Raw genomic sequence first — 21,872 nt, 5'->3', positions numbered from 1 at the left:
CGGCCATGTTGTCACCGGCAAGCACGGCTTGCACATTGTCCCGGGCCTCTACGCCAGCGGCGCCGCCGCCGGCCCGCCGTGGCTGGCCCACACGGCCAGCCACGAGGGCATCCACGCCGCCGAGCACATCGCCGGCTACAAGACGCCCGCCGTCCACTCGCCCATCCCCGGCTGCACCTACGCCAACCCGCAGGTCGCCTCGGTGGGCCTGACGGAAGCCGCGGCCAAGGCGGCCGGGATCGAGGTCAAGGCCGGCCGCTTCCCGTTCAAGGTCAATGGCAAGGCCGTGGCGGCCGGCGAGACCGAGGGCTTCGTCAAGACGATCTTCGACGGCAAGACCGGCGCCCTGATCGGCGCCCACATGATCGGCCATGAGGTCACCGAGATGATCCAGGGCTTCGTCACCGCCATCACCCTGGAAGCCACCGAGGAAGACCTTCACGGCATCGTTTATGCTCACCCAACGATGAGCGAGGCCATGCACGAGGCGGCGCTCGACGCCTATGGCAGAGCGCTGCACATCTGATCTGATCCTTCTCCCCTTGCGGGAGAAGGTGGCGGCCGAAGGCCGACGGATCAGGGGTCTCTCAAAAGCCAAACGCCGCGCCCAGCTTTGAAGCCAGGCGCGGCGTTTTCGTTCTTCAACCCTCATCCGTCAGCTTCGCTGACACCTTCTCCCGCAAGGGGAGAAGGGGAAAACTACGGCCGCTTTCGCACCTGGGCGTCGATGCTCAACTCACCCGGCCCGGCGAACGCCAGGTACAGGAACACGAAGCAGAACAGGATCGCCGCCTCGCCGCCGTTCAGGGCCGGCCAGAAGCCCTTGCTGAAATGGGCCAGAAAATACGCCACCGCCATCTGCCCCGACAGGATGAAGGCGACCGGCCGGGTGAACAGGCCGAGCGCCAGCAGCGCGCCGCCGACGATCTCCAGCCAAGCGGCGACCAGCAGCAAGGTCGGCAGCGGATCGGGCGACCCGGGCTGGGCGGCCGGGAAGTGGAACACCTTCATCAGGCCATGCTCCATGAAGAGCAGGGCGGCGATGATCCGAAGCAGGCTAAGCACCCGCGGCGCCCACACGTTCAAGCGTTCCATAATCTTCCCTCCAGCGATTGATGGCGAGGCTGGGGACAGCCGCATGCGCCTGTCCCCAATCGCATTAGAGCTCACGACCTGACTGCGTCAGGTCGTGAGCTCTAATCTTTTGTTTTGACGCATTTTTCTTCACGCGAACCGGAACCACTTCGCTCGAAAAATGCCCTAGGCGGCCTTCGCGTCCTGATCGGCCATCCGCTGGATGGCGACATAGTCGGTCTTGCCACTGCCCAGCACCGGCACTTCCTGCACCTTGAGGATCTTGCGCGGCACGGCCAGTTCCGGCGCGCCGATGCTCTGGGCGTGGGCGACCAGCGAGGTGACAGCGGCGTTCTGGCAGTCGGTGACGAGAACCAGCTTCTCGCCCTTCTTCTTGTCGGGCATCGAGATCACCGCGTGGCGGCCGTCGGGCCAGACCGCGCTGGCGAGGTCCTCAGCGGCGGTCAGGGAGACCATTTCGCCGCCGATCTTGGCGAAGCGCTTCACCCGACCCTTGATGGTGACCCACAGGTCGTCCGTCATGTTCACCACGTCGCCGGTGTCGTGCCAGCCGTCCTCGGGGGCGTCGACGCCGCCGTCCTCGCGCAGATAGCCCGACATGATGTTGGGGCCGCGCACCAGCAGGCGGCCGCCGCCGGCGATCCCCTCAACCGGTTCGATCTTCCACTCCTGACCGGGCAGCAGACCGCCGACCGTGCCCCGGCGGTTGTCCTCGGGCTTGTTGACCGCGATCACCGGCGAGGCCTCGGTCGCCCCGTAACCCTCCAAAACCGGCACGTCACCAAACTTCTCGTTGATGAGGTTGTGGGTCTCTTCGCGAACCTTTTCAGCGCCGCAGACGATGAACCTCAGACCAGAAAGCTCATCGCTGTCCGAGGCGCGGGCATAGTGGTTGAGGAAGGTGTCGGTGGCGAACAGCACCGAGGCGCCGGTGTCCTTGACCAGGGCCGGGATCTGCTTGGTGTGCAGGGGCGAGGGATACTGGAAGGCCTTCATGCCCTTCAACAGCGGCAGGATCACGCCGCCGGTCAGGCCGAAACAGTGGAAGATCGGCAGCGGGTTGAAGAACACCCAGGCCGGGTCCAGCGCGATATGGCTGGCGATCTGCTCGGCGTTCGAGACCAGGTTGGCCTGGCTCAACACCACGCCGCGCGGGGCGCCGAAGCTGCCCGAGGTGAACAACACCACGCCTGGATCCGACGGCTTGGCATGGGCGCGCAGGGTGCGGGGAAAGGCCCCGGCCACGGCGGCGAACAGCTTGTCGCCGGTGCCGATCGTGCCGCGCACGTCTTCCAGATAGGTGATCGTCGCCTTTTCGCCCAGCGCGTCGACGATGTCGTGCAGCTTGCCCAGCTCGATGAATTTGTGGGCCGTGAGCACCCGCTTGACCCCGGCCAGCTCGCAGGCGGCGCGCAGGTTGCGCAGGCCGGCCGTGAAGTTGAGCATGGTCGGCACGCGGCCGAAGGCGTGCAGGGCGAAGAAGGTCACGACCGCCCCGGAGCCTGACGGCAGCAGGATGCCGACATGCTCGCCCGGCTGGGTCATGGCCGCGATCTTTCGGCCCAGGGCAAACGCGGCGCGGATCAGATCGGTATAGCTGAGCGGATTGCGGTCCTGATCTTCCAGGATCGGTTTTCGGGCCCCGTACTTGTCACGGGCGTCCAACAGGGCGTCGAAGAGAGCCTTCTGGCCCGCCTGAGCGTCAAATACGACCGGCATGCCGGCGAAACCTCCCCCAAGCGCGACGTGGCGCGCTCGTCTGATTGAAGCGGGACCCTAGCGATGGAGCCTGGCTTTGCAAAGTCCGGTGACGCGCACGTCACCGCACCGATCCCTCTGAAATGCGATCGACGCCTCGGCGTTCAAGGATTGGCCCTTCAACGCCGGGGTGGCGGATAGGCCATGGGGGCGCGGACCATGTCGTCAATGGCGGCCAGCCAGGGACCGCGCACCGAGTCCGCCTCAAGGTGGAGGGCGTGACGGGCGGTGGGATAGCGGGTTTCGACACAGGCGGGCAGGGCGGCGCAGACAGTGCGTTGCGGGGCGGGCAGAACCTTGGAGTCCTGGCCCGCGTCGAGCATGACGACTGGAACCCGCACGCGCTTGAGATCGCGGCCCACGGCGTCGACCGCGTCGTAGAAGGCCGCGTACCAGGCCAGACTTGGCGCGCCCATCCGCAGGTCGGGATTAGCCAGTTGCCAGGCCTGCTGCACGCCGCCCCGGGCCTTGTCGTGGCTCAGCGCGCCATCGACCCCTGCGTCGCGTTTCCAGCCGGCCTGACCGGGATAGCGGAGGAAGCCGAGCTTCAGGCTCCGGGCCCAGCGCGCGATGCGGATCAGTTCGCTCTTGGGGCGCGGCAGGTCGGCGATGTCGAAATTGGGCGAAGACAGAATCAACGAGTCGGCCCGCAGACCTTCTTCCGCCGCCCGCAGCGCCACCAGCCCGCCGTCGCCGTGTCCCAGCACCGCGAACGGGTCACGCCCGTTCGGCCGGATCACCGCCCTGACCATGGCCTTGGTCGCCGTGACGTCGGGCGCGAAGCTGGTGACATGGCCCAGATCGCGCCAGGGGCTGGCGCGTTCCGAGCCGCCCTGACCCTGGCGTTCCAGCACCCACACCGTATAGCCGCGGGCATTGAGGTCGCGCGCCGTCTCGAACCAGACCTCGGCCGATTCGCCACAGCCCGGCAGGATCAGGATCTGGCCGCGCGGCGCGTTGGGCGTGGTCGAGACGCCGTAGCGCTGCACGCCGTCGTCGCCGACCTTCACATAGCCCCAGGCCCAGCCAGGCGGCGGCTGGAACCGCACCGCCAAGGAGGGCGGCGTGCGGCTCTCGGCGAAGGGCGCGCGGACGGCCTCGTCGCCGCAGGAGACGAGGGGCAGGGCCAGCAGCAGGGCGAGAACTTGGCGACGCATTCCAGGCACTCATTTCGCGCCTTTAGGCCACATGCAAGATCGCATGCTTGATCCGGAGGCCAAGAAGTCCGATCTAGGCACTATGGTCACCTTGATCGACACGTTGAAGGCCCGCGTTCCAGGCGAGCGCGCCCGTCACCCGGAAAAGCAGAACCGCCCCGACACGCCGGTGCTGCGCAAGCCCGACTGGCTGCGCGTGCGCGCGCCCGGGTCCGGTCAGTACAATGAGACCCGTGCTATCGTTCGCGAGCACAAGCTGACCACGGTCTGCGAAGAAGCCGCTTGCCCCAACATTGGCGAATGCTGGAGCCAGAAGCACGCCACCATGATGATCATGGGCGAAATCTGCACCCGCGCCTGCGCCTTCTGCAATGTCGCGACAGGCATGCCCAACCCCCTGGACGCCGACGAGCCGCGCCGCGTGGGCGAAGCCGTGGCCAAGATGGGCCTCAAGCATGTGGTCATCACCTCGGTCGACCGCGACGACCTGGCCGACGGTGGGGCGTTGCATTTCGCCCAGGTGGTGCTGGCAATTCGCGCCGCCGCGCCCGGCACGACCATCGAAATCCTGACCCCCGACTTCCTACGCAAGGACAGGGCCGAGAACGTGGTCATCGATGCCCGTCCGGACGTCTTCAACCACAATCTGGAAACCGTGCCGCGACTCTATCTGAAGATCCGCCCTGGCGCCCGCTACTACAACTCCTTGCGCCTGCTGGAACGGGTCAAGGAGCGCGATCCGAGCCAGTTCACCAAGTCCGGCCTGATGGTGGGGCTGGGCGAGGCCAAGGAGGAGGTCATGCAGGTTATGGACGACATGCGCTCGGCCGGCGTCGATTTCATCACCATCGGCCAATACCTGCAGCCCACCCGCAAGCACGCGCCGATCGACCGCTTCGTGACGCCGGAAGAGTTCCAAGCCTATGAGGCGATCGCCCGGGCCAAGGGCTTCCTGACGGTGTCGTCCAGCCCGCTGACCCGCTCGTCGCACCACGCCGGCGAGGATTTCGCAAAGCTGGCGGCGGCCCGCCGGGCGCTGGACCTCAAGAGCGCCTAGCCTTGCATCGCCATGTCGTCACCCGGGTGCTGCCTTATGCGCCCGAGCAGTTGTTCACCTTGGTCGGCGATGTGGAGTCCTATCCGCAGTTCGTGCCGTGGCTGACCAGCATGCGTACCTGGAACGGCCGGGTGGAAGGCGCGGTCTCGACCGTCGACGCCGAGGCCCAGGTCGGCTTCTCGTTCCTGCGCGAGAAGTTCGCCACCCGCGTGCGGCGCGACGCCGAGGCGCTGAGCGTGGACGTCAGCCTGCTCTATGGGCCGTTCAAGCGGCTATCGAACCAGTGGCGGTTTTCGCCGCATGTCTCTGGAACATCTGTGGAATTCGTCATCGACTTCGCGTTCAAGTCGCGCGTGCTCGATGCGCTGCTGGCGGCCAATCTGGATCGCGCGGCCAATACCCTGATCGGCTGTTTCGAAGCGCGGGCGGCGGCGATCTATGGGGCGAAGAGCTAACCCCGCTTCCCCGCCGTCTCCTCCACCCGCTCCTCGAAGTCGCCGAGGTTGCCGAACAGGTTCTCGACCGCGAACACCAGGCCAAACACCCGGGCGGCGTCGTCAAAGCCGAGCGCGCGGGTCCCGCCGGTTTCGCGCAGGGTCTCGACAGCGGTTTGAAAGGCCTGGTGCGCCTCGGCGAAGGCCAGGCGGTTGGGGCGAGCGCCGCCGACCAACTGCGCCGCGCAGGCGCGCAGGAACCCCGCGCAGGCGCTCAGCATAGCCGCCGACTGCAGGGTCAGGCCCGGAGCGGGCAGGGTCTCGCGCAGAGCCCGGCCGATCTGGGCGCAGTCGTTGCGCAGCCGCCACAGCGTGCGGGGCAGGGCGTCGGTCACCGAATGGTCGCTAAGCTTGCTGGCGTTCTCGCGTTCGGCCTCGGCCATCGCGGTCTGCAGCTTGGCCAGGGCCGCGAGCGTGTCGTCATAGTGGGCGCGGGCGTCGAACTCGGTTTCGCCGCCGCGCAGCTTGCGGGCATAGTGCTCCAGCAAATCGGCCAGCAAACTTGTGACCTTGTCGACGCTCTCCACCACCGACGCGTGGGCCCGGGCGGGGAAGATCAGCAGGGTGGCGGCGATGCCGACCACGCTGCCGACCGTGATCTCGGCCACCCGCAGGAAGGCGGCGACCAGCGGGTCCATGTGGGTGGTCGTGCCGATCAGCATGATTACGGCGGTCACCGGGGCCACCTTGAACGCGGGTCGGACGGCGGCCATGAAGGCCAGCAGGGCCGCCGTGATCGCCAGGATCGGTCCGCCGGCCTCGGGGAAGCGGACGTGGAGCATCGCCGCCCCCGCGCCGACCACGGCCCCGACGGCGGTGCCCATCAGCCGCTCGATCGAGGCGGTGATGGTCGCGCCCAGGCTGGACTGGACGACGATCACGGCGGTGAACACCGCCCAATAGCCCTGCGGCAGGCGCAACAGGGTCGCCAGGGCGTAGGCCGCCAGCACCGCCGCCGACACCCGGACGGCGTGGCGCAGCTCGGTCTGGCGACCGGCCGCCTTGGCCAGGGCGGCGCGAGACAGTCCGAGGCCGACAAACCGCCGCCAATGGCCGGGCGAGTCGCTGGGCGGGTGGTCGGCCATGCTAGGCCACCGCCTCGCGCAGCATCTCCAGCGCCGTGCGCACGGCCGCCAATTGGACGCCTTCGCGGGTCTCGCCCTCGAACAGCTCGTGGCGATGGACGACCGAGCGGTTGGCGCGGGCCACGGCGAAATGCACCGTGCCCACCGGCTTCAGCGGCGAGCCGCCGCCAGGGCCGGCCACGCCGGTGATCGACACGGCGACGTGGCCGTTGCTGGCCTCCAGTGCGCCTTCGGCCATCATTCGCGCCACCACCTCCGACACCGCGCCATGGTCGGCGATTAGGTCGCCCGGCACGCCCAGCATCTCGGACTTGGCGCGGTTGGTGTAGGTGACGAAGCCGCGCTCGAAGACGTCGGAGGCGCCGGAAATGTTGCAGATCGCGCCGGCCACCAGGCCGCCGGTGCAGCTTTCGGCCGTGACCAGCCTCAGGGACCTTTGCCGGGCCTCATCGATCAGCAGGCGGGCCAGAGTCTGGATTTCGAGCGGAAACATGAGGGACTCCTGCGGCTGATGCGGGGACACACTCACACCACGGCCGGTGATCGCGTGGCAATGTCGATGGGGGGAGTGTGTGCCCCGATCTCCGTTCGCAGCCCCTAGGCCGGCGTCTCGACCACGGCGATGGCCTGAGCCGCCAAACCCTCGCCGCGGCCGGTGAAGCCCATGCCTTCGGTGGTGGTCGCCTTGACGCTGACCCGGTCGAGCGGCAGGTCGAGGATCTCGGCCAGGCGCTGACGCATGGCCGCGCGGTGCGGTTTGATCTTCGGCCGCTCGCAGATCAGGGTCACGTCGACATTGATCAAAACCCCACCCCGCGCTCGCACGAGATCCACGGCATGGATCAGGAACTTGTCCGACGACGCGCCCTTCCATTGCGGATCTGTGGGCGGGAAGTGGTCGCCGATGTCGCCTTCGCCGATCGCGCCGAGGATGGCGTCGGTCAGGGCGTGCAGGCCGGCGTCGGCGTCGGAATGACCGATCAGGGTCTCGTCGTGAGCGATCTCGACGCCGCACAGCCACACGGATTGGCCCGGCCCCCAGCGATGGGCGTCGAAGCCCTGGCCCATGCGGGTGATGCGCGCGGCGCCCGCCAACAGCTCGGCCATGGCGAAGTCCTCCGGATAGGTCAGTTTCATCAGCATTGGGTCGCCGGGGATCGCGACCACGCGCCCGCCGTCGGCCTCGACCACCTGAGCATCGTCGGTCGGTTCGCTCGGTCCGGACCATGCCGTATAGGCTTTCACCAGACGTTCCCGGCGGAAGGCCTGGGGAGTCTGGGCGCGCCAAAGGTTGTCACGCGGTTTCGTGACAAGACCAGCGTCGAGCGCCGCGCTTTTCAGCGTATCGGCCACCGGCAAGGCTGGAATCGCGCCGTCGGCGGTCGCGACGGCGGTGAGGAGCGCGGCGATTGTTGCGGCGCCGAGGAAGGGACGGGCGGCGTCGTGGATCAGGACGGGCTCATCGGCCGGGCGGTCGGCCAACAGGGCCAGCCCGGCTTGGACGGAAAGGGCGCGCGTCGCGCCGCCGGCCGTCGTCGTCCAACCTGAAAGGCCGTGTAACGCATCACTCAAAGCTTCGCGCGCGCCCGGATCGGCCACGATCACAAGGCTTTGCGCACCCGCGTTCAGCAACGCTTGGGCCGACCAACGCAACACGGGCTTGCCCGCCACGATACGCCACTGTTTGGCTTGGCCGGGGCCGGCGCGGGTCCCGGAGCCAGCGGCGACGATGACGGCGGAGAAGGTCATTGTGGCTGTTTAGCCGCATGCGGAAACTTGTCCAGCGATGTGGGCTTTACTGCGCCGCACAATATGCCTAAAAACAGTGCGGTGGGGATGCGTATAAAATGAGCAACACTCTCGCGGTCGGCAAGGTCGAGGTACCCGGACGCGTATGGATCGCGCCGATGACGGGTGTCTCGGATCTGCCTTTCAGGGAAACCGCCACCCGCCTCGGCGCGGCCTATGTGGCGACGGAAATGGTCGCCTGCGCGGAATTCGCGAGAGGTCGGCCCGACGCCGTGCGCCGCGCGGCGGTAGGTAAGGGCCTGCCGCTGATGGTCGTCCAACTGGTTGGCCGTGACCCCGTCTTCATGGGCCAGGGCGCGCGGTTGGCCGCCGACGCCGGCGCCCAGATCATCGACCTCAATTTCGGCTGTCCCTCCAAACAGGTCACCGGCGGCGTCGCCTCGGGCTCGGCCCTGATGCGCGAGCCCGACCTGGCCGAGGCCCTGGTGGCCGCCGCCGTTAAGGCCGTGGACGTGCCAGTTACCGTCAAGATGCGCCTGGGCTGGGATGACCACAGCCGCAACGCCGCCGACATCGCCCGCCGGGCGGTGGACGCCGGCGCCCAGGCCATCACCGTTCACGGGCGCACCCGCTGCCAGTTCTACAAGGGCGAGGCCGACTGGCAGGCTGTCGCGGCGGTCAAGGCTGCGGTCGGCGTGCCGGTGCTGGTCAATGGCGACATCGTCGACGGCGACACCGCCCGCCGGGCGCTCGAACAGTCCGGCGCCGACGGCGTGATGATCGGGCGCGGCGTTTATGGCCGTCCGTGGATCGCCCAGGCCATCGAGGCGGCCTTGCGCGGCGAAGGCTTCCGCGAACCGGATGCTGACGAGCGCCTGGCCATCGCCGTCACCCATTTCCGCCGCAGCCTGGACTTCTACGGCCAGAGCGTCGGCCTGAAGATGTTCCGCAAGCACCTTGCCTCCTACATCGAGGCCGCGCCGTGGCCCGACAGCGAGGAAGCGCGCCGGATCGCCCGCTCGGCCCTGTGCCGGCTGGAAGATCCCGCCGCGATCGAGGATGGCCTGGCCAACCTGTGGCTGGGCGACCGGAGGCTCGCCGCATGACCGATCATGCCCGCGTCGTCCCCACCAAGATCGCCGACAGCCTGAAGATCGCGGCCTTCGACCTCAGCCCCGAACCCGCCTTGGTCGTCGACCGGGAAGGCGCCTTGGTGGCGGTCAACGAGGCCGCCGAGGCGCTGTTTGGCCAAGGCCTGTCGCTGCTGGCCCGCGGCCGGTTCCGCGCCGCCCTGCCGCCGGGCTCGGTGCTGGTCTCGATGATGGACCGCGCCCTGTTCGAAGAGGCGCTGGTCCGCGAGCACGGCGTCGAGGTCAACCTGTTCGGCCAGCCGCCGTTCGAGGCGGACGGCGCCGCTGCGCCGCTGGGCGACGGCTCGGTGATGCTGACCCTGCACGTCAAGGGCGTGCTCGGGGTCGAGCGGGCCTCGGACGCCGCGGGTTTGCGCTCGGTCGTCGGCCTGGGTCGCATGCTGGCCCACGAGATCAAGAACCCCCTGGCCGGCATTCGCGGCGCGGCCCAACTGCTGAAGACCGGCGCCAGCGCCGCCGACCAGCCCCTGGCCCAGCTGATCGTCGACGAGACTGACCGCATCCGCCGCCTGGTCGATCGCATGGAGGCCTTCTCCGACGAGGTTCCCAGCCCCCGCGAGGCCGTCAATATCCACCAGGTTCTGGACCGCGTCCGCGCCCTGGTCGTCAACGGCGTCGCCGACGGCTTGGCGCTGGAGGAATATTATGATCCGTCGCTGCCGGATGTCTGGGGCGACGAGGACCACCTGATCCAGGTATTCCTGAACCTGGTCAAGAACGCCGCCGAAGCCGCCCACATGCGCGGCGACGGCCTGGGCATCCTGTCGATCCAGACCGCCTGGCGTCCCGGCGTCCGGGTGCGCGGCGCCGACGGCAAGGCCTCGGCGGGCGCGCCGATCGAAATCCGCGTCCAGGACAACGGTCCCGGTGTGCCCGACAGCCTGCGCGACCACCTGTTCCAGCCGTTCGTCACAACCAAGGCCAACGGCACGGGCCTGGGCCTGGCGCTGGTCACCAAGCTGGTGACCAGCCACGGCGGACTGATCGATTTCGAATCCGAGCCCGGCCGCACGGTGTTCCGCGTGCTGCTGCCCATGGCCACCGGAAAGCTTGCTTCCTCCACTGGAGACGCCCACGCATGAACGCCGCCAGCAAGAAAATCCTGATCGCCGACGACGACAGCTCGGTGCGTCTGGTGCTCAGCCAGGCCTTCACCCGGCTGGGCTATCAGGTCCGGGCGACGGGCAACGCCACCACGTTGCTGAAATGGGTGATGGACGGCGAGGGCGACCTGATCGTCACCGACGTGATGATGCCCGACGAGAACGTGTTCGACGTTCTGCCGCGCATCCGCAAGGAACGGCCCAAGCTGCCGATCATCGTGATGAGCGCCCAGAACACCCTGCTGACGGCGGTCAACGCCGCCGACGCGGGCGCGTTCGAATACATCTCCAAGCCCTTCGATCTGGACGACGTCACGTCCGCCGCCCGCCGCGCCCTGTCGCGTCCGGCCGACGCGGAGGCCTCCAAGGCCCAGGCCCGGGCCATGCGCGACGAGCGCCTGCCGCTGATCGGCCGCTCGGCCCCGATGCAGGAGGTCTATCGCACGATCGCCCGGCTGGTCGGCGCCGATCTGACGGTGCTGATTCTCGGCGAAAGCGGCACAGGCAAGGAACTGGTGGCCCGCGCCCTGCACGAACTGGGTCGCCGCCGCGACGGCAAGTTCGTGGTCATCAACCTGGCCGCCGTGCCGCGCGAGCGGGTCGAGACCGAACTTTTCGGACGCGGCGAGGGCGACCAGGGCCGGCTGATCGAGGCCGATGGCGGCACGCTGTTCCTCGACGAGATCGGCGACATGCCGCTGGACGCCCAGACACGCCTGCTGCGGGTGATCGACGGCACTGAGCCGGTGCTCAACCCCAAGACCGGCCGTCGGCCCAATGTACGGATCATCGCCGCCACCAACCGAGACCTGCGCGGCCTGATCCAACAGGGGCTTTTCCGGGAAGACTTGTTCTTCCGCCTCAACGTGGCCCCCGTGCGCCTGCCGCCGCTGCGCGACCGCACCGAGGACATTCCGGACCTGGCCCGCACCTTCCTGCTGCGCGCCGCCCGCGAGGGGCTGCCCTCCAAGACCATCGACTCCAGCGCCCTGGACCGCATGAAGACCCACGCCTGGCCGGGCAATGTGCGCGAGCTGGAAAACCTGATCCGCCGGATGTGCGCCCTCTATGCCGAGGAGCTGATCACCGCCCGCATCGTCGATCGCGAGCTGCAGGATCACACCCCCACCGCCCATGCCGACGAGGGCCCCGTCACCCTGGCCAGCCTGGTGGAGCGCCACCTGTCGTCGCACTTCGCCGATCAGCCGGATGGCGTGCCGGCGGCCGGGCTATATGACCGCGTGCTGCAGGAGGTCGAACGACCGCTGATCCAGCTGACCCTGTCGGCCACGCGCGGCAACCAAGTGCGCGCCGCGGAAATCCTCGGCCTCAACCGCAACACTCTGCGCAAGAAGATCCAGGATTTGGGCGTCGAGATGACGCGCGGGCGGCGATAGGCGCGCGTCACCCGCGTAATTCCGCGGAAAGCCGCTCTATCTGAAGCTTAATTGGCACATACCTGTTGAGTTTGGGGCACACCTCCCCTTAAACTTGTTGAATGGCGTCCGTTCCATCCGTGCTGGAGTTCGAAGGACCGCCGACCCGGTTCAGCCGGGCCTGGTGGCGCGAGCTGCTGCGATCGCGCTTTACGCTCGGCGGGGCCTACGGGCTGGCCGTCGCCCTGACCGCAACAGCGGTGGGGCTGGCCTCGTCGCCGCCGACCACCGGGCCGATCGGACCGGCCACCACGGTCATCCTGGCGGTGCTGGGCTTCAACCTCGCCTTGATCCTCTGCGTGGCCGGCATTGTCGGCTGGCGGCTCCTGGACCTGGTTGATGCGCGAGCCAGCGACGCTGGCGCGCGATTGCATCTGCGCTTCGTCGGCCTGTTCTCCGTCGCGGCCGTCGCCCCGGCCGTCATCGTGGCCCTGTTCTTCGGCGTGCTGGTCAACCGCGGCGTCGACGCCTGGTTCAGCCAGCGCGTGCGCACGGTGGTCGAAAACTCCGCCACCGTGGCCCGCTCCTATGTCGCCGAGCAGATCACCTATATCAGCCAGCATGTCGGGCCGATGGCCGGCACGCTGAACGAGGCGGCGCCGACCCTGGCCGACTCGCCTGTCGCCTTCGGCCACTTCCTGCGCAGCCTGGCGGACGACAACGGCTTCTCGGCCGCCTATGTGCTGGACCGCGACGGCCGCATCCTGGCGCGCGCCGAGAGCGATGACGCGCCGCCGTTCCTGGCCCCGCCACCGTCGAGCTTCAAATGGACGGACACCGGCGAGATCACCTCACAGCGCTTTGTCACGGAGGATCTGTTCCGGGCGCTTTACCGCCTCAAGGGCTTTCCCGACGCCTATCTCTACGTGGCCCGGCCGATCGACAAGGGCATCCTGGCCCACCTGATCGAGTCCGAGGAGTCGCTGATTTCCTATCGCGAGGCGGCGAAGAACCAGGATCGCATCCAGGTGATCTTCGGGCTCAGCTATATCGAGACCGCGCTTTTGGTCCTGGTCGCCGCCGTCTGGGTCGGCATCGCGGCCGCCAACTCGATCGCGGCCCCGGTTTCCGGCCTGGTACAGGCCGCTGGACGGGTGTCGGCGGGGGATCTGGACGCCCGGGTCGATGTCGAGATCGGGCCCGAGGAAATCCGCGCCCTGTCCGTGGCCTTCAACATGATGACCACTGACCTGCAGGCGCAGCAGGCGGCGCTGCGCGTCGCCAGCCTGGACGCCGAGTCGCGCCGGCAGTTCATCGAGACCGTGCTTTCAGGCGTCAGCGCCGGCGTGGTGGGCCTGGACGCCGAGGGGCGGATCACCGCCTTGAACCGCCGGGCCGGCGACCTTCTGGCGCTCGACGACAGCGCCGTGGGCCAATCCCTGGCCGAGGTTGCGGCGGAGCTGGAGCCGGTCGTGCAGGAGATCAGCGGGGGGCGCCCCAATGCCGAGGTCGAGATCGACGTGATCCGCGGCGGTGAGACCCGACGCCTGCGCTTCCGGGGGGCCGGCCACGCGGCCGAGAGCCTGGTGCTGACCTTCGACGACATCACCCGCCTGGTGGCCGCCCAACGCAACGCCGCGTGGAAGGACGTGGCCCGGCGCATCGCCCACGAGATCAAGAACCCGCTGACCCCGATCCAGCTGTCAGCCGAGCGCATTCGCCGCAAGTATCGCAAGGACATCACCAGCGATCTCGAGACCTTCGACCGCTGCACCGAGACCATCATCCGTCAGGTCGGTGACATCGGCAGGATGGTCGACGAGTTTTCGGCCTTCGCCCGCATGCCGGCCCCGCGCTTCGCGCCGGCCAATCTGGCCGAGATGCTGCGCCAGGCGGTGTTCGCCCAGCGCATCGTCGATAACGAGACCGACGTGATGATCGAGGAGCCGGGCGAGGACGTCTGGATCAGCTGCGACGCGCGGATGGTGGGTCAGGCCCTGACCAACATTCTCAAGAACGCCGGCGAGGCGGTTGGGGCGCGTCGTCTGGTGACGCCAGAGCCGGGCGGGCGGATCGTCGCCAGCCTGATCTCCGATGACGAGCATCTCTGCCTGGTGGTCGAGGACAACGGCGTGGGCCTGCCGGCCCGCGACCGCGATCGGCTGACCGAACCCTATGTCACGACCCGCGAGAAGGGCACAGGCCTTGGCCTGGCGATCGTCAAGCGGATCATGGAGGACCACGAGGGTGAGCTGGTCCTGACCGACGCGCTGCATGGAACCGGCGCCCGGGTCATACTGAGGTTCCCCACCACCGCGCGGCTCGCCGCCGCCAACGCACTGAGTGGCGTAGAGGAGATGATATGAGCGCTGACGTGCTTGTGGTCGACGACGAGGTCGATATCCGCGAACTGGTGGCCGGCATTCTCGAGGACGAGGGCTACGCCGTCCGCGTGGCCGCTGACAGCGACCAGGCCCTGGCCGCGCTACGGGCTCGCAAACCCGCTCTGCTGGTGCTCGACATCTGGATGCAGGGCGGGGGCATGGACGGGCTGGAACTGCTCGACATGGTCAAGGGCCTGGATCCCGACCTGCCGGTGATCATGATCTCGGGTCACGGCAACATCGAGACCGCCGTCAGCGCCATCAAGCGCGGCGCCTATGAGTTCCTGGAAAAGCCGTTCAAGTCCGACCGCCTGTTGCTGGTGGTGGAGCGGGCGCTGGAGGCGGCCAACCTCAAGCGCGAGAACCGCCGTCTGCGGGTGCAGAGCTTCAGCTCCGATGGCCTGATGGGCAAGTCGACGGCGGCCCAGGCCCTGCGCCAGCTGATCGCCAAGGTCGCCCCGGCCAACAGCCGGGTGCTGGTCTCGGGCCCGCCCGGCTCCGGCAAGGAGCTGGTGGCGCGGTTGATCCACGGCTCCAGCGCGCGACTACGCAACGAGTTCGTGGCGGTCAGCGCCGCGGGCATGGCGCCCGAACGTCTCGACGTCGAGCTGTTCGGCGAGGAAGGCGAGGGCGGTCGGCCGCGCAAGATCGGCGTGTTCGAGCGAGCCCACGGCGGAACGCTCTATCTCGACGAGGTGGCCGACATGCCGCGCGAGACCCAGAGCCGCATCCTGCGGGTGCTGGTCGAGCAGCGCTTCCGCCGGGTCGGCGGCGACACCGACGTGCAGGTGGATGTGCGGGTCATTTCATCGACCTCCCGCGAGCTGCGCGAGGAGATCGCCGCCGGACGGTTCCGCGAGGACCTGTTCCACCGCCTGAACGTGGTGCCGGTGCGCGTGCCGGGTCTATCGGAGCGTCGCGAAGACATCCCCGAGCTGATCGCCTATTTCGTCGAGCGCATCGCCGAGGCCACCGGCATGCAACGTCGCAAGCTGGGCGAGGACGCCCTGGCGACCCTGCAGGTCCAGGCCTGGCCGGGCAATGTCCGCCAGCTGCGCAACAATGTCGAGCGCATGCTGATCCTGGCGTCAGGCGAGCCGGGCGACCTGATCACCGCCGAGATGCTCAACACCCACGAGCAGCCGACGGGCGGCAATGCCGGGGCCATCGGGGCCGAGCGGATCATCGCCCTGCCGCTGCGCGAGGCCCGCGAGCTATTCGAGAGGGAATATCTGAACGCCCAGATCCTGCGGTTCGGCGGCAATATCTCGCGGACCGCCAACTTCATCGGCATGGAGCGCTCGGCCCTGCACCGGAAACTCAAATCTCTCGGTGTCGCGGGCGCACGGGTGGAAGAGGAAGAATAGGGCAGATGTCGCGCTTCGCCTATGTCAATGGCCGGTTCGTGCGTCACGGCGAGGCCGTCGTGCATATCGAGGATCGCGGCTATCAGCTGGCCGACGGCGTCTACGAGGTGTGGGCGGTGTTCGGCGGCAAGCTGGCCGACGCGGCGGGCCATTTCACCCGTCTCTGGCGCAGCCTGGACGCGCTTCAGATCTCCCGTCCGATGAGCGAGGCGGCCCTGACCGTCGTGCTGCGCGAGGCTATCCGCCGCAACCGGGTGGTCGAGGGCATGGTCTATCTGCAGGTCAGTCGCGGCGTCGCCTCGCGCGACCACGCCTTCCCCAATCCCGCCGTGCCGCCGGCCGTGGTGATCACCGCCAAGCGCGTCGACCGCGTGGCGGCCGAGGCCAAGGCCGCCAAAGGCCAGTCGGTGGTCACCGTCGCCGAGAACCGCTGGGGCCGCTGTGACATCAAGTCGATCGGACTGCTGCCCAACGCCCTGGCCAAGCAGGCGGCCCGCGAGCGTGGCGCGGTCGAGGCCTGGTTCGTCGACGAGCTGGGCCTGGTGACCGAGGGGGCCTCATCCAACGCCTGGATCGTCGACGCCGAGGGCCGCCTGCGGACCCGCGACACCCAGGCCAACATCCTGCGCGGGATCACCAGATCGACCCTGCTGGAGGTGATCGCCGACGCGGGCCTGCCGATCGCAGAGCAGCCGTTCACGGTGGAAGAGGCCAAGGCCGCCCGCGAGGCGTTCATCACCGGCGCTGGCACGCTTGTCCTGCCGATCGTCAGCGTCGATGGCGCGCAAATTGGCGATGGAAAGCCCGGCCCCATAGCAACGCGGTTGCGGCGTCTCTATATCGAGCGCGCCAAGGCTGCGGCGATCTAGATTTGAAATCTAGCTTTCGGGGCGTTAGCGCGCTTTCTTCGCGGATTGGTCATACCAACCGGCGAAAAATGCTCTAGTCTGAACTTGTTTGTGTGGGGGGCGCTTTGCCCTCCGAAACAATAAGAGGGGAATCCCCATGTCGACCGAGAAAAAACAAAACCTTCAAGACACGTTCCTGAACAGCGTGCGCAAGTCTAAGACGCCGCTGACCATCTTCCTGGTGAACGGCGTGAAGCTGCAGGGCGTTGTCAGCTGGTTCGATAACTTCTGCGTTCTGCTCCGCCGCGATGGCCAGTCTCAACTGGTTTACAAGCACGCCATTTCGACAATCATGCCGGCCCAGCCCGTGCAATTGTACGAGCCGAGCGCTGATCAAGACGACTGATACCCGGAGCGTGGCCCGCCGCGCTCCAATATTTGATTTAGGACCGTTTGACCAAATCCACCACCAAATCCATCGACCACGCGACGCCTGTCCTCAGGGCGTTCGTCATCCATCCCGTGCGTCCGACGCGCGGCCAGTCGGCTCTCGAGGCGCGCGATCCGAACGTGCGCCTCGAGGAGGCCGTCGGCCTGGCGCTGGCGCTGGACCTCAACGTCGTCGAGACGATGATCGCGCCCCTGCGCCTGGTCACCCCCGCCACCCTGTTCGGCAAGGGCAAGATCGAGGAGTTCGCGGCGATCTGCGAGGTCGAGAAGATCGACGTTGCGGTGTTCGACGACCAGCTGACACCCGTCCAGCAACGCAATCTGGAGCGGTCGCTCAACGTCAAGGTCGTGGACCGCACGGGCCTGATCCTCGAGATCTTCGCCCGCCGGGCGCGCACCCGCGAGGGCAAGCTGCAGGTCGAACTGGCCCGGCTGGACTACGAGCGCTCGCGCCTGGTCCGCACCTGGACCCACCTTGAGCGCCAGCGCGGCGGCACCGGCAACACCGGCGGCCCCGGCGAGACCCAGATCGAGCTCGACCGTCGTCTGATCAAGGACAACATCATCAAGCTGAAGCGCGAGCTGGACGAGGTGCGTCGCACCCGCACCCTGCACCGCTCTCAGCGCAAGAAGGTCCCGTATCCGACCGTAGCCCTGGTTGGTTACACCAACGCCGGCAAGTCGACCCTGTTCAACCGCTTGACCCATGCCACCGTCGTGGCCGAGGACATGCTGTTCGCGACGCTGGATCCCACCCTGCGCAACGTCAAGCTTCCCGACGGCCGGCCGGCGATCCTCTCCGACACCGTCGGTTTCATCTCAGACCTGCCGCATGAGCTGGTCGAAGCCTTCCGCGCCACCCTTGAGGAGGTGCAGCAGGCCGACGTGGTTCTGCACGTGCGCGATGTGGCTAGTCCCGACACCGACGCCCAGGCCCGCGACGTCCAGGCGGTGCTGGCCGAGCTGAAAGTCACGGCCGAGGACGGCAAGACCATCATCGAGGTCTGGAACAAGATCGACCTGGTCGACGGCGAGTCTCGCGAGATCCTCGATGGCCAGGCGCGCCGCGTCGGCGCTTCGGCGGTTTCGGCCGTCACCGGGGAAGGCTGCGCCGAACTGCTCAAGCGGATCGGAACCCTGATCGACGACACGCCGCCCGTCGCGGTGCGACTGGCGGCGGCGGACGGCGAAGCCCTGGCCTGGATCTATCGCAATGGCCGGGTCGAGAGCCGCGAGGACGAGTCTGAGGGTGGCGTGCGCCTGATCGCGCGTCTCGACGCCCAGGCCCTGGGTCGTTTCGAGCGTCAGTTTCCCGACGTCTGGATCATGGCCACCAGCGACTAATCGCCGAACGCCGTTCTTCCGGGGCTTGCCTGTCTCGCGGTCTCGGTGAAAGCTCTGCGCTTTGCAATCGAGAGGCGAGTCATGAGCACGAATTGGGATGGGGTGTCGGTGCCGGATGCGGCGACCGTGGTGGTCAAGAAGATCGAGGGTTTCGTCGCCCACCCCTATGACGACAACGGCGCGATCGCCGGGGGCACCTGGACGATAGGCTATGGCTCTATCCGGGACGGCGCCAACAAGCCGGTGACGCCCACCACCCCGAACATCACCGAGGCCCAGGCGGTCAAGCTGCTGCTGCGCGACATGACGGGCGCGGCCAAGGACGTTCACAATCGGGTCAAGGTGGATCTGCTGGTCTGGGAGGCTGCGGGCCTGATCTCCTGGACCTATAATCTGGGCGGCGGCAATCTCGGGGCCTCGACCATGCTGCGCAAGATCAACGCCGGCGACAAGGCCGCCGTGCCGCTGGAAATGCGCAAATGGATCAACCAGGAGGGCAAGCCCTTGGTCGGCCTGCTGCGTCGCCGCTGGGCAGAGGCGGCGATCTTCCTGGGCAAGGATCCGGTCAACGCCATCGTCCGCGCCTGGCGCGAGATCGACTCGCTGGACGACTGGCCGGCGTTCTGATCCATGCTCCCGCGAGTCGGGCTTGCAAAAGATTACGCTTGTGATCTTTAGAGTCTGTGTCGCGTGGGAGGATAGGCGTTGATCGTTGAAGGCAAGGCCTGGGGCTCGACGCCGCCGCCGAAGCGCGGCTGGGTGTTGTTTCGCTGGCTGGTGGTGGGTCTGTTGCTAGCCATTCCGCTGGTGTTGGGCGGCTTGGCCCTGAAGGATCATTTCGACCAGGCCAAGGCTCGGCCGATCCTGCAAGCCGATTGGGGGGCCGTCCATCACGCCCTGACCGCCAGGCTGCGTCAGGCGGGACCGATCGAGGTCGGGCAGGTCTGGGCCACCCATGATCGCCAGCTGTGCGGCGTGGTCAACGGCAAGAGCAGCTTCGGCGGCAAGACCGGCATGGTCCGGTTCTACGCCGTTGATCGCCAGCCGGTCCTGAAGTTCGAGGCCGGCGTAACGGGCTTCGAAGAGGCCTTCGAGCCCTGCATGAAGGACCACTGGCTGGTGGTGAAGGAAGGCTCGCAGGAGACCGGCTTTTGCGCGACCAAGGAAGGCGACAAGGTCTGCAATCGGATCAGGTTCTAGGACGCGGAGCTCCAGCTCATCCGCGCGTGGCCTTCTCCGCCGCCTTGGCCGCGTCCCACAACCCGTCCATCTCCGCCAGGTCCGACTGATCCGGCGCGCGGCCATCCTTGGCCAGCTCGGCCTCGATGAATCCAAAGCGGCGGACAAACTTGGCGTTGGTGGCGCGCAGGGCGTCCTCGGGCTCGATGTCCAGCTTGCGGGCCAGGTTGGCGATGACGAACAGGATGTCGCCCAGTTCCTCGCGGGCCTTGGCCTTGTCGCCGGCGGCGATCTCGACCTTCAGCTCGGCGACCTCTTCGGCCAGCTTGTCGAGCACCTCGTCGGTGGACGGCCAGTCGAAACCGACGCGAGCGGCGCGCTTGGTCAGCTTCACGGCTCGGGTCAGGGCAGGGAGCCCGGCTGGCACGTCGTCCAGCACGCCACCCTTGGCCTTGGCCTGGCGCTCCTGGGCCTTCAAAGCCTCCCAGCCGGCGTTCTGGTCGGCCTTGTCGGCATAGGCATGGTCGCCGAAGACGTGGGGGTGTCGGCGGATCATCTTGTCATTGATCGCCGTGGCCACGCCGGCCAGGTCGAAGGCGCCTTGCTCCTGGGCCATGCGCGAGTGGAACACCACCTGTAGCAGCAGGTCGCCCAGCTCTTCCTTCAGGTCGGCCAAGTCGCCGCGCTCGATGGCGTCGGCCACCTCATAGGCTTCTTCCACCGTATAGGGCGCGACGGTGGCGAAGGTCTGCTCCTGGTCCCACGGACAGCCGCCGTCGGGATCGCGCAGCTTGGCCATGATGTCGATCAGGGTGAAGAGCGGGTGCCCCTGATCCCGCGGCGAGTCATTCAGCGGCGGGCTTGGGCGCGAGGAGGGGTGAGACATGCGGTTCCGGGCTCGGGCTGGGGAGGGGCTCGGCCGCGTCCCGTTCGTCGAGCTGACGGCGGATCTCGGCATGGGCGGTCGCGTCCAGGCGATAGCGCAGGATGATCGCGCACACCAGCAGGGCCAGCACCGCCGGCACGAAGCCAAAGAGACCGATGAGCGCCGCATCGCCTTGGGCGCTGGGAGCCTTGGGGTCGAACCCGAGTTGGGCCAGCAACAGGAACACGCCGATCGCCAGGGCGTGGCCCAGCTTCACGGTGCCGTTGACGACGGCGTAGAGCAGGCCCGTGCGGTCGACGCCGCTGGCCAGCCGCTCCTCGTCGCCGATGTCGGCCATCATCGAACGCACCAGCAGCGGCGCGGCCGAATAGGGCAGGCCGGCCAGGATCAGCGACACCACGCCGATCACGCTGAAGCCGCGGGGGATGAACACCGAAGCCACCTGGAAGACGGCGTAGACCACGGCGGCGATGGCCAGGGCTCGGTGCTTGCCAAGCCTCTTGGCGACGGCCGGCCAGATCGGCGAGCCACCCAAGGCGGCGACGAAATAGACCAGCAGCATGATGCCGGCCGTCGCCTTGTCGAACCCCTTGATGCGCTCAAAGAAGAAGAAGAACAGCGCGCCGCTGATACCGGGCGCCAAGCCCATCAGCAGGTCGGCGAGCAGCAGTTTCTGCACCGACGGGCGCTTGATCAGGCCCAGATACTGCTTGAAGCCGGCCTCGTGCTTGACCGGCGGAACGTTCTTCTCGCCGACCACGGTCATGGCCAGCACGAAGGTCAGGGGCAGCAGGACAATGATGAACCAGCCCATGGCATGGATGCCGGCCGCATGGTCGCCCTTGAAGGCGATCGCCAGCAGTGGCGGCAACAGCAGCACCAGGATCATGCCGACCACATTGCCGGCGCTCCACCAACCATAGACTCGCGAGCGTTGCTGATAGTCGGGCGACAGCACCGCGCCCCAGGCGGTGTGCGACAGCACGGCCATGGAATAGCCGAGATAGCAGACCAGCAGGCTAAGCCACAGATAGAGCGGCCCGACCCCCGGCTTGGCCATGAACAGAGCGAAGGCGGCGATCATCAGCACCGGCGCGCCGGCCGCCAGCCAGGGCCTGAAGCGCCCGATGCGCGTGCGCGTGCGGTCCATCATCCCGCCAAGGATCGGGTCCAGGATGATGTCGGCCAGCCGCACCAGCAGGAAGGCCGAGCCCACCACCGACAGCGATAGGCCAAGCTCGCTGACATAGTATTCGGGCAGGTAGACCACCAGCGGCAGGCCCAGGGCCGCCAGCGGCAGGCAGGGCGCGGCGAAGGCCGCCAGGGTCCAGGATGAGCGCCGTCCGGTCATGCTTCCTCGCCACGCAGCGGGTTTGGCCCCGCGTTTAT

Annotated in this window: 20 protein-coding genes and 1 pseudogene; 13 read left to right on the top strand and 8 right to left on the bottom strand. The window is 67.7% G+C overall.

Annotated features, from left to right (window positions below; all coding sequences use genetic code 11):
• Positions 1-526, top strand: a pseudogene (locus ACP7AG_RS13975) (dihydrolipoyl dehydrogenase); the annotation flags it as partial.
• 173 nt (positions 527-699) lie between these two features.
• On the opposite strand, the gene ACP7AG_RS13970 reads toward ACP7AG_RS13975, so the two are convergent.
• The 3 genes from ACP7AG_RS13970 to ACP7AG_RS13960 form a co-directional block, all read right to left on the bottom strand.
• Positions 700-1,095 carry a DoxX family protein gene (locus ACP7AG_RS13970; RefSeq protein ID WP_426031554.1) on the bottom strand — a complete coding sequence of 132 codons (396 nt, stop codon included), beginning with the start codon at positions 1,093-1,095 and terminating at the stop codon, positions 700-702.
• A 165-nt stretch (positions 1,096-1,260) separates the two neighbouring features.
• Positions 1,261-2,814 carry an AMP-binding protein gene (locus tag ACP7AG_RS13965; protein WP_426011571.1) on the bottom strand — a complete coding sequence of 518 codons (1,554 nt, stop codon included), beginning with the start codon at positions 2,812-2,814 and terminating at the stop codon, positions 1,261-1,263.
• Between the two features lie 158 nt (positions 2,815-2,972).
• Positions 2,973-4,010: an alpha/beta fold hydrolase gene (locus ACP7AG_RS13960; RefSeq protein WP_426031553.1), complete on the bottom strand. Its 1,038-nt coding sequence runs from the start codon at positions 4,008-4,010 to the stop codon at positions 2,973-2,975.
• Positions 4,011-4,092: 82 nt separating this feature from the next.
• On the opposite strand from ACP7AG_RS13960, the gene lipA reads away from it, so the two are divergent.
• Positions 4,093-5,067, top strand: coding sequence for a lipoyl synthase (lipA, locus tag ACP7AG_RS13955; protein ID WP_426031556.1), 975 nt, complete (start codon positions 4,093-4,095; stop codon positions 5,065-5,067).
• A 2-nt stretch (positions 5,068-5,069) separates the two neighbouring features.
• Positions 5,070-5,522, top strand: a complete 453-nt coding sequence (locus ACP7AG_RS13950; RefSeq protein ID WP_426031551.1) for a type II toxin-antitoxin system RatA family toxin — start codon at positions 5,070-5,072, stop codon at positions 5,520-5,522.
• Here ACP7AG_RS13950 and ACP7AG_RS13945 read toward each other — a convergent pair.
• The 3 genes from ACP7AG_RS13945 to ACP7AG_RS13935 all read right to left on the bottom strand — a co-directional run bounded on the left by ACP7AG_RS13945 (position 5,519) and on the right by ACP7AG_RS13935 (position 8,395).
• Positions 5,519-6,646, bottom strand: coding sequence for an FUSC family protein (locus ACP7AG_RS13945; protein WP_426031549.1), 1,128 nt, complete (start codon positions 6,644-6,646; stop codon positions 5,519-5,521). The genes ACP7AG_RS13950 and ACP7AG_RS13945 overlap by 4 nt on opposite strands.
• A gap of 1 nt (position 6,647) precedes the next feature.
• A complete protein-coding gene (locus ACP7AG_RS13940) occupies positions 6,648-7,139 on the bottom strand; it encodes a CinA family protein (RefSeq protein ID WP_426011567.1) in 492 nt (163 codons plus the stop codon).
• A gap of 104 nt (positions 7,140-7,243) precedes the next feature.
• Positions 7,244-8,395 (bottom strand): bifunctional 2-C-methyl-D-erythritol 4-phosphate cytidylyltransferase/2-C-methyl-D-erythritol 2,4-cyclodiphosphate synthase, encoded by a 1,152-nt coding sequence (locus ACP7AG_RS13935; protein WP_426031547.1) that lies wholly within the window; start codon positions 8,393-8,395, stop codon positions 7,244-7,246.
• 98 nt (positions 8,396-8,493) lie between these two features.
• Here ACP7AG_RS13935 and dusB point away from each other — a divergent pair, with 98 nt between their 5' ends.
• The 10 genes from dusB (at position 8,494) to ACP7AG_RS13885 (ending at position 19,618) form a co-directional block, all read left to right on the top strand.
• On the top strand, positions 8,494-9,501 hold the full coding sequence (gene dusB, locus ACP7AG_RS13930; RefSeq protein ID WP_426031545.1) for a tRNA dihydrouridine synthase DusB: 1,008 nt from the start codon (positions 8,494-8,496) through the stop codon (positions 9,499-9,501).
• A complete protein-coding gene (locus tag ACP7AG_RS13925; RefSeq protein WP_426031543.1) occupies positions 9,498-10,628 on the top strand; it encodes a two-component system sensor histidine kinase NtrB in 1,131 nt (376 codons plus the stop codon). The genes dusB and ACP7AG_RS13925 overlap by 4 nt, the downstream gene beginning before the upstream one ends.
• Positions 10,625-12,046, top strand: coding sequence for a sigma 54-interacting transcriptional regulator (locus ACP7AG_RS13920; protein ID WP_426031541.1), 1,422 nt, complete (start codon positions 10,625-10,627; stop codon positions 12,044-12,046). The genes ACP7AG_RS13925 and ACP7AG_RS13920 overlap by 4 nt, the downstream gene beginning before the upstream one ends.
• 101 nt (positions 12,047-12,147) lie before the next feature.
• Positions 12,148-14,391, top strand: coding sequence for an ATP-binding protein (locus tag ACP7AG_RS13915; protein ID WP_426011561.1), 2,244 nt, complete (start codon positions 12,148-12,150; stop codon positions 14,389-14,391).
• Positions 14,388-15,776, top strand: coding sequence for a sigma-54-dependent transcriptional regulator (locus ACP7AG_RS13910; protein WP_426011560.1), 1,389 nt, complete (start codon positions 14,388-14,390; stop codon positions 15,774-15,776). The genes ACP7AG_RS13915 and ACP7AG_RS13910 overlap by 4 nt, the downstream gene beginning before the upstream one ends.
• Before the next feature lie 5 nt (positions 15,777-15,781).
• Positions 15,782-16,645 (top strand): D-amino-acid transaminase, encoded by an 864-nt coding sequence (locus ACP7AG_RS13905; protein WP_426011559.1) that lies wholly within the window; start codon positions 15,782-15,784, stop codon positions 16,643-16,645.
• A 136-nt stretch (positions 16,646-16,781) separates the two neighbouring features.
• Entirely contained in the window at positions 16,782-17,030 is a 249-nt protein-coding gene (gene hfq / locus ACP7AG_RS13900; protein WP_012286640.1) for an RNA chaperone Hfq, read from the top strand.
• Between the two features lie 47 nt (positions 17,031-17,077).
• On the top strand, positions 17,078-18,418 hold the full coding sequence (hflX, locus tag ACP7AG_RS13895; RefSeq protein WP_426031539.1) for a GTPase HflX: 1,341 nt from the start codon (positions 17,078-17,080) through the stop codon (positions 18,416-18,418).
• An 81-nt stretch (positions 18,419-18,499) separates the two neighbouring features.
• Positions 18,500-19,045, top strand: a complete 546-nt coding sequence (locus tag ACP7AG_RS13890; RefSeq protein WP_426031537.1) for a lysozyme — start codon at positions 18,500-18,502, stop codon at positions 19,043-19,045.
• Positions 19,046-19,123: 78 nt separating this feature from the next.
• Complete coding sequence (locus ACP7AG_RS13885) at positions 19,124-19,618, top strand: hypothetical protein (RefSeq protein WP_426031535.1); 495 nt, start codon at positions 19,124-19,126, stop codon at positions 19,616-19,618.
• Positions 19,619-19,634: 16 nt separating this feature from the next.
• Here the strand turns inward: ACP7AG_RS13885 and mazG are convergent, their stop codons facing one another.
• Positions 19,635-20,483 carry a nucleoside triphosphate pyrophosphohydrolase gene (mazG, locus tag ACP7AG_RS13880; RefSeq protein ID WP_426031533.1) on the bottom strand — a complete coding sequence of 283 codons (849 nt, stop codon included), beginning with the start codon at positions 20,481-20,483 and terminating at the stop codon, positions 19,635-19,637.
• Positions 20,443-21,834 (bottom strand): MFS transporter, encoded by a 1,392-nt coding sequence (locus ACP7AG_RS13875; protein WP_426031531.1) that lies wholly within the window; start codon positions 21,832-21,834, stop codon positions 20,443-20,445. Before ACP7AG_RS13875 ends, mazG begins: the two co-directional genes overlap by 41 nt.
• Positions 21,835-21,872 lie beyond the last annotated feature (38 nt).

Source organism: Caulobacter sp. DWP3-1-3b2, assembly GCF_049896325.1.
Classification (GTDB): Bacteria; Pseudomonadota; Alphaproteobacteria; order Caulobacterales; family Caulobacteraceae; genus Caulobacter.
This window is presented reverse-complemented; position numbering and strand designations above follow the sequence as displayed.

Bases quoted from the DNA above. Each gene is read 5' to 3' on its own strand.
- ACP7AG_RS13970 (WP_426031554.1), bottom strand. From the start codon at position 1,095: ATGGAACGCTTGAACGTGTGGGCGCCGCGGGTGCTTAGCCTGCTTCGG.
- ACP7AG_RS13965 (WP_426011571.1), bottom strand. From the start codon at position 2,814: ATGCCGGTCGTATTTGACGCTCAGGCGGGCCAGAAGGCTCTCTTCGAC.
- ACP7AG_RS13960 (WP_426031553.1), bottom strand. From the start codon at position 4,010: ATGCGTCGCCAAGTTCTCGCCCTGCTGCTGGCCCTGCCCCTCGTCTCC.
- lipA (WP_426031556.1), top strand. From the start codon at position 4,093: ATGGTCACCTTGATCGACACGTTGAAGGCCCGCGTTCCAGGCGAGCGC.
- ACP7AG_RS13945 (WP_426031549.1), bottom strand. From the start codon at position 6,646: ATGGCCGACCACCCGCCCAGCGACTCGCCCGGCCATTGGCGGCGGTTT.
- ACP7AG_RS13940 (WP_426011567.1), bottom strand. From the start codon at position 7,139: ATGTTTCCGCTCGAAATCCAGACTCTGGCCCGCCTGCTGATCGATGAG.
- ACP7AG_RS13935 (WP_426031547.1), bottom strand. From the start codon at position 8,395: ATGACCTTCTCCGCCGTCATCGTCGCCGCTGGCTCCGGGACCCGCGCC.
- dusB (WP_426031545.1), top strand. From the start codon at position 8,494: ATGAGCAACACTCTCGCGGTCGGCAAGGTCGAGGTACCCGGACGCGTA.
- ACP7AG_RS13925 (WP_426031543.1), top strand. From the start codon at position 9,498: ATGACCGATCATGCCCGCGTCGTCCCCACCAAGATCGCCGACAGCCTG.
- ACP7AG_RS13920 (WP_426031541.1), top strand. From the start codon at position 10,625: ATGAACGCCGCCAGCAAGAAAATCCTGATCGCCGACGACGACAGCTCG.
- ACP7AG_RS13915 (WP_426011561.1), top strand. From the start codon at position 12,148: ATGGCGTCCGTTCCATCCGTGCTGGAGTTCGAAGGACCGCCGACCCGG.
- ACP7AG_RS13910 (WP_426011560.1), top strand. From the start codon at position 14,388: ATGAGCGCTGACGTGCTTGTGGTCGACGACGAGGTCGATATCCGCGAA.
- ACP7AG_RS13905 (WP_426011559.1), top strand. From the start codon at position 15,782: ATGTCGCGCTTCGCCTATGTCAATGGCCGGTTCGTGCGTCACGGCGAG.
- hfq (WP_012286640.1), top strand. From the start codon at position 16,782: ATGTCGACCGAGAAAAAACAAAACCTTCAAGACACGTTCCTGAACAGC.
- ACP7AG_RS13890 (WP_426031537.1), top strand. From the start codon at position 18,500: ATGAGCACGAATTGGGATGGGGTGTCGGTGCCGGATGCGGCGACCGTG.
- mazG (WP_426031533.1), bottom strand. From the start codon at position 20,483: ATGTCTCACCCCTCCTCGCGCCCAAGCCCGCCGCTGAATGACTCGCCG.
- ACP7AG_RS13875 (WP_426031531.1), bottom strand. From the start codon at position 21,834: ATGACCGGACGGCGCTCATCCTGGACCCTGGCGGCCTTCGCCGCGCCC.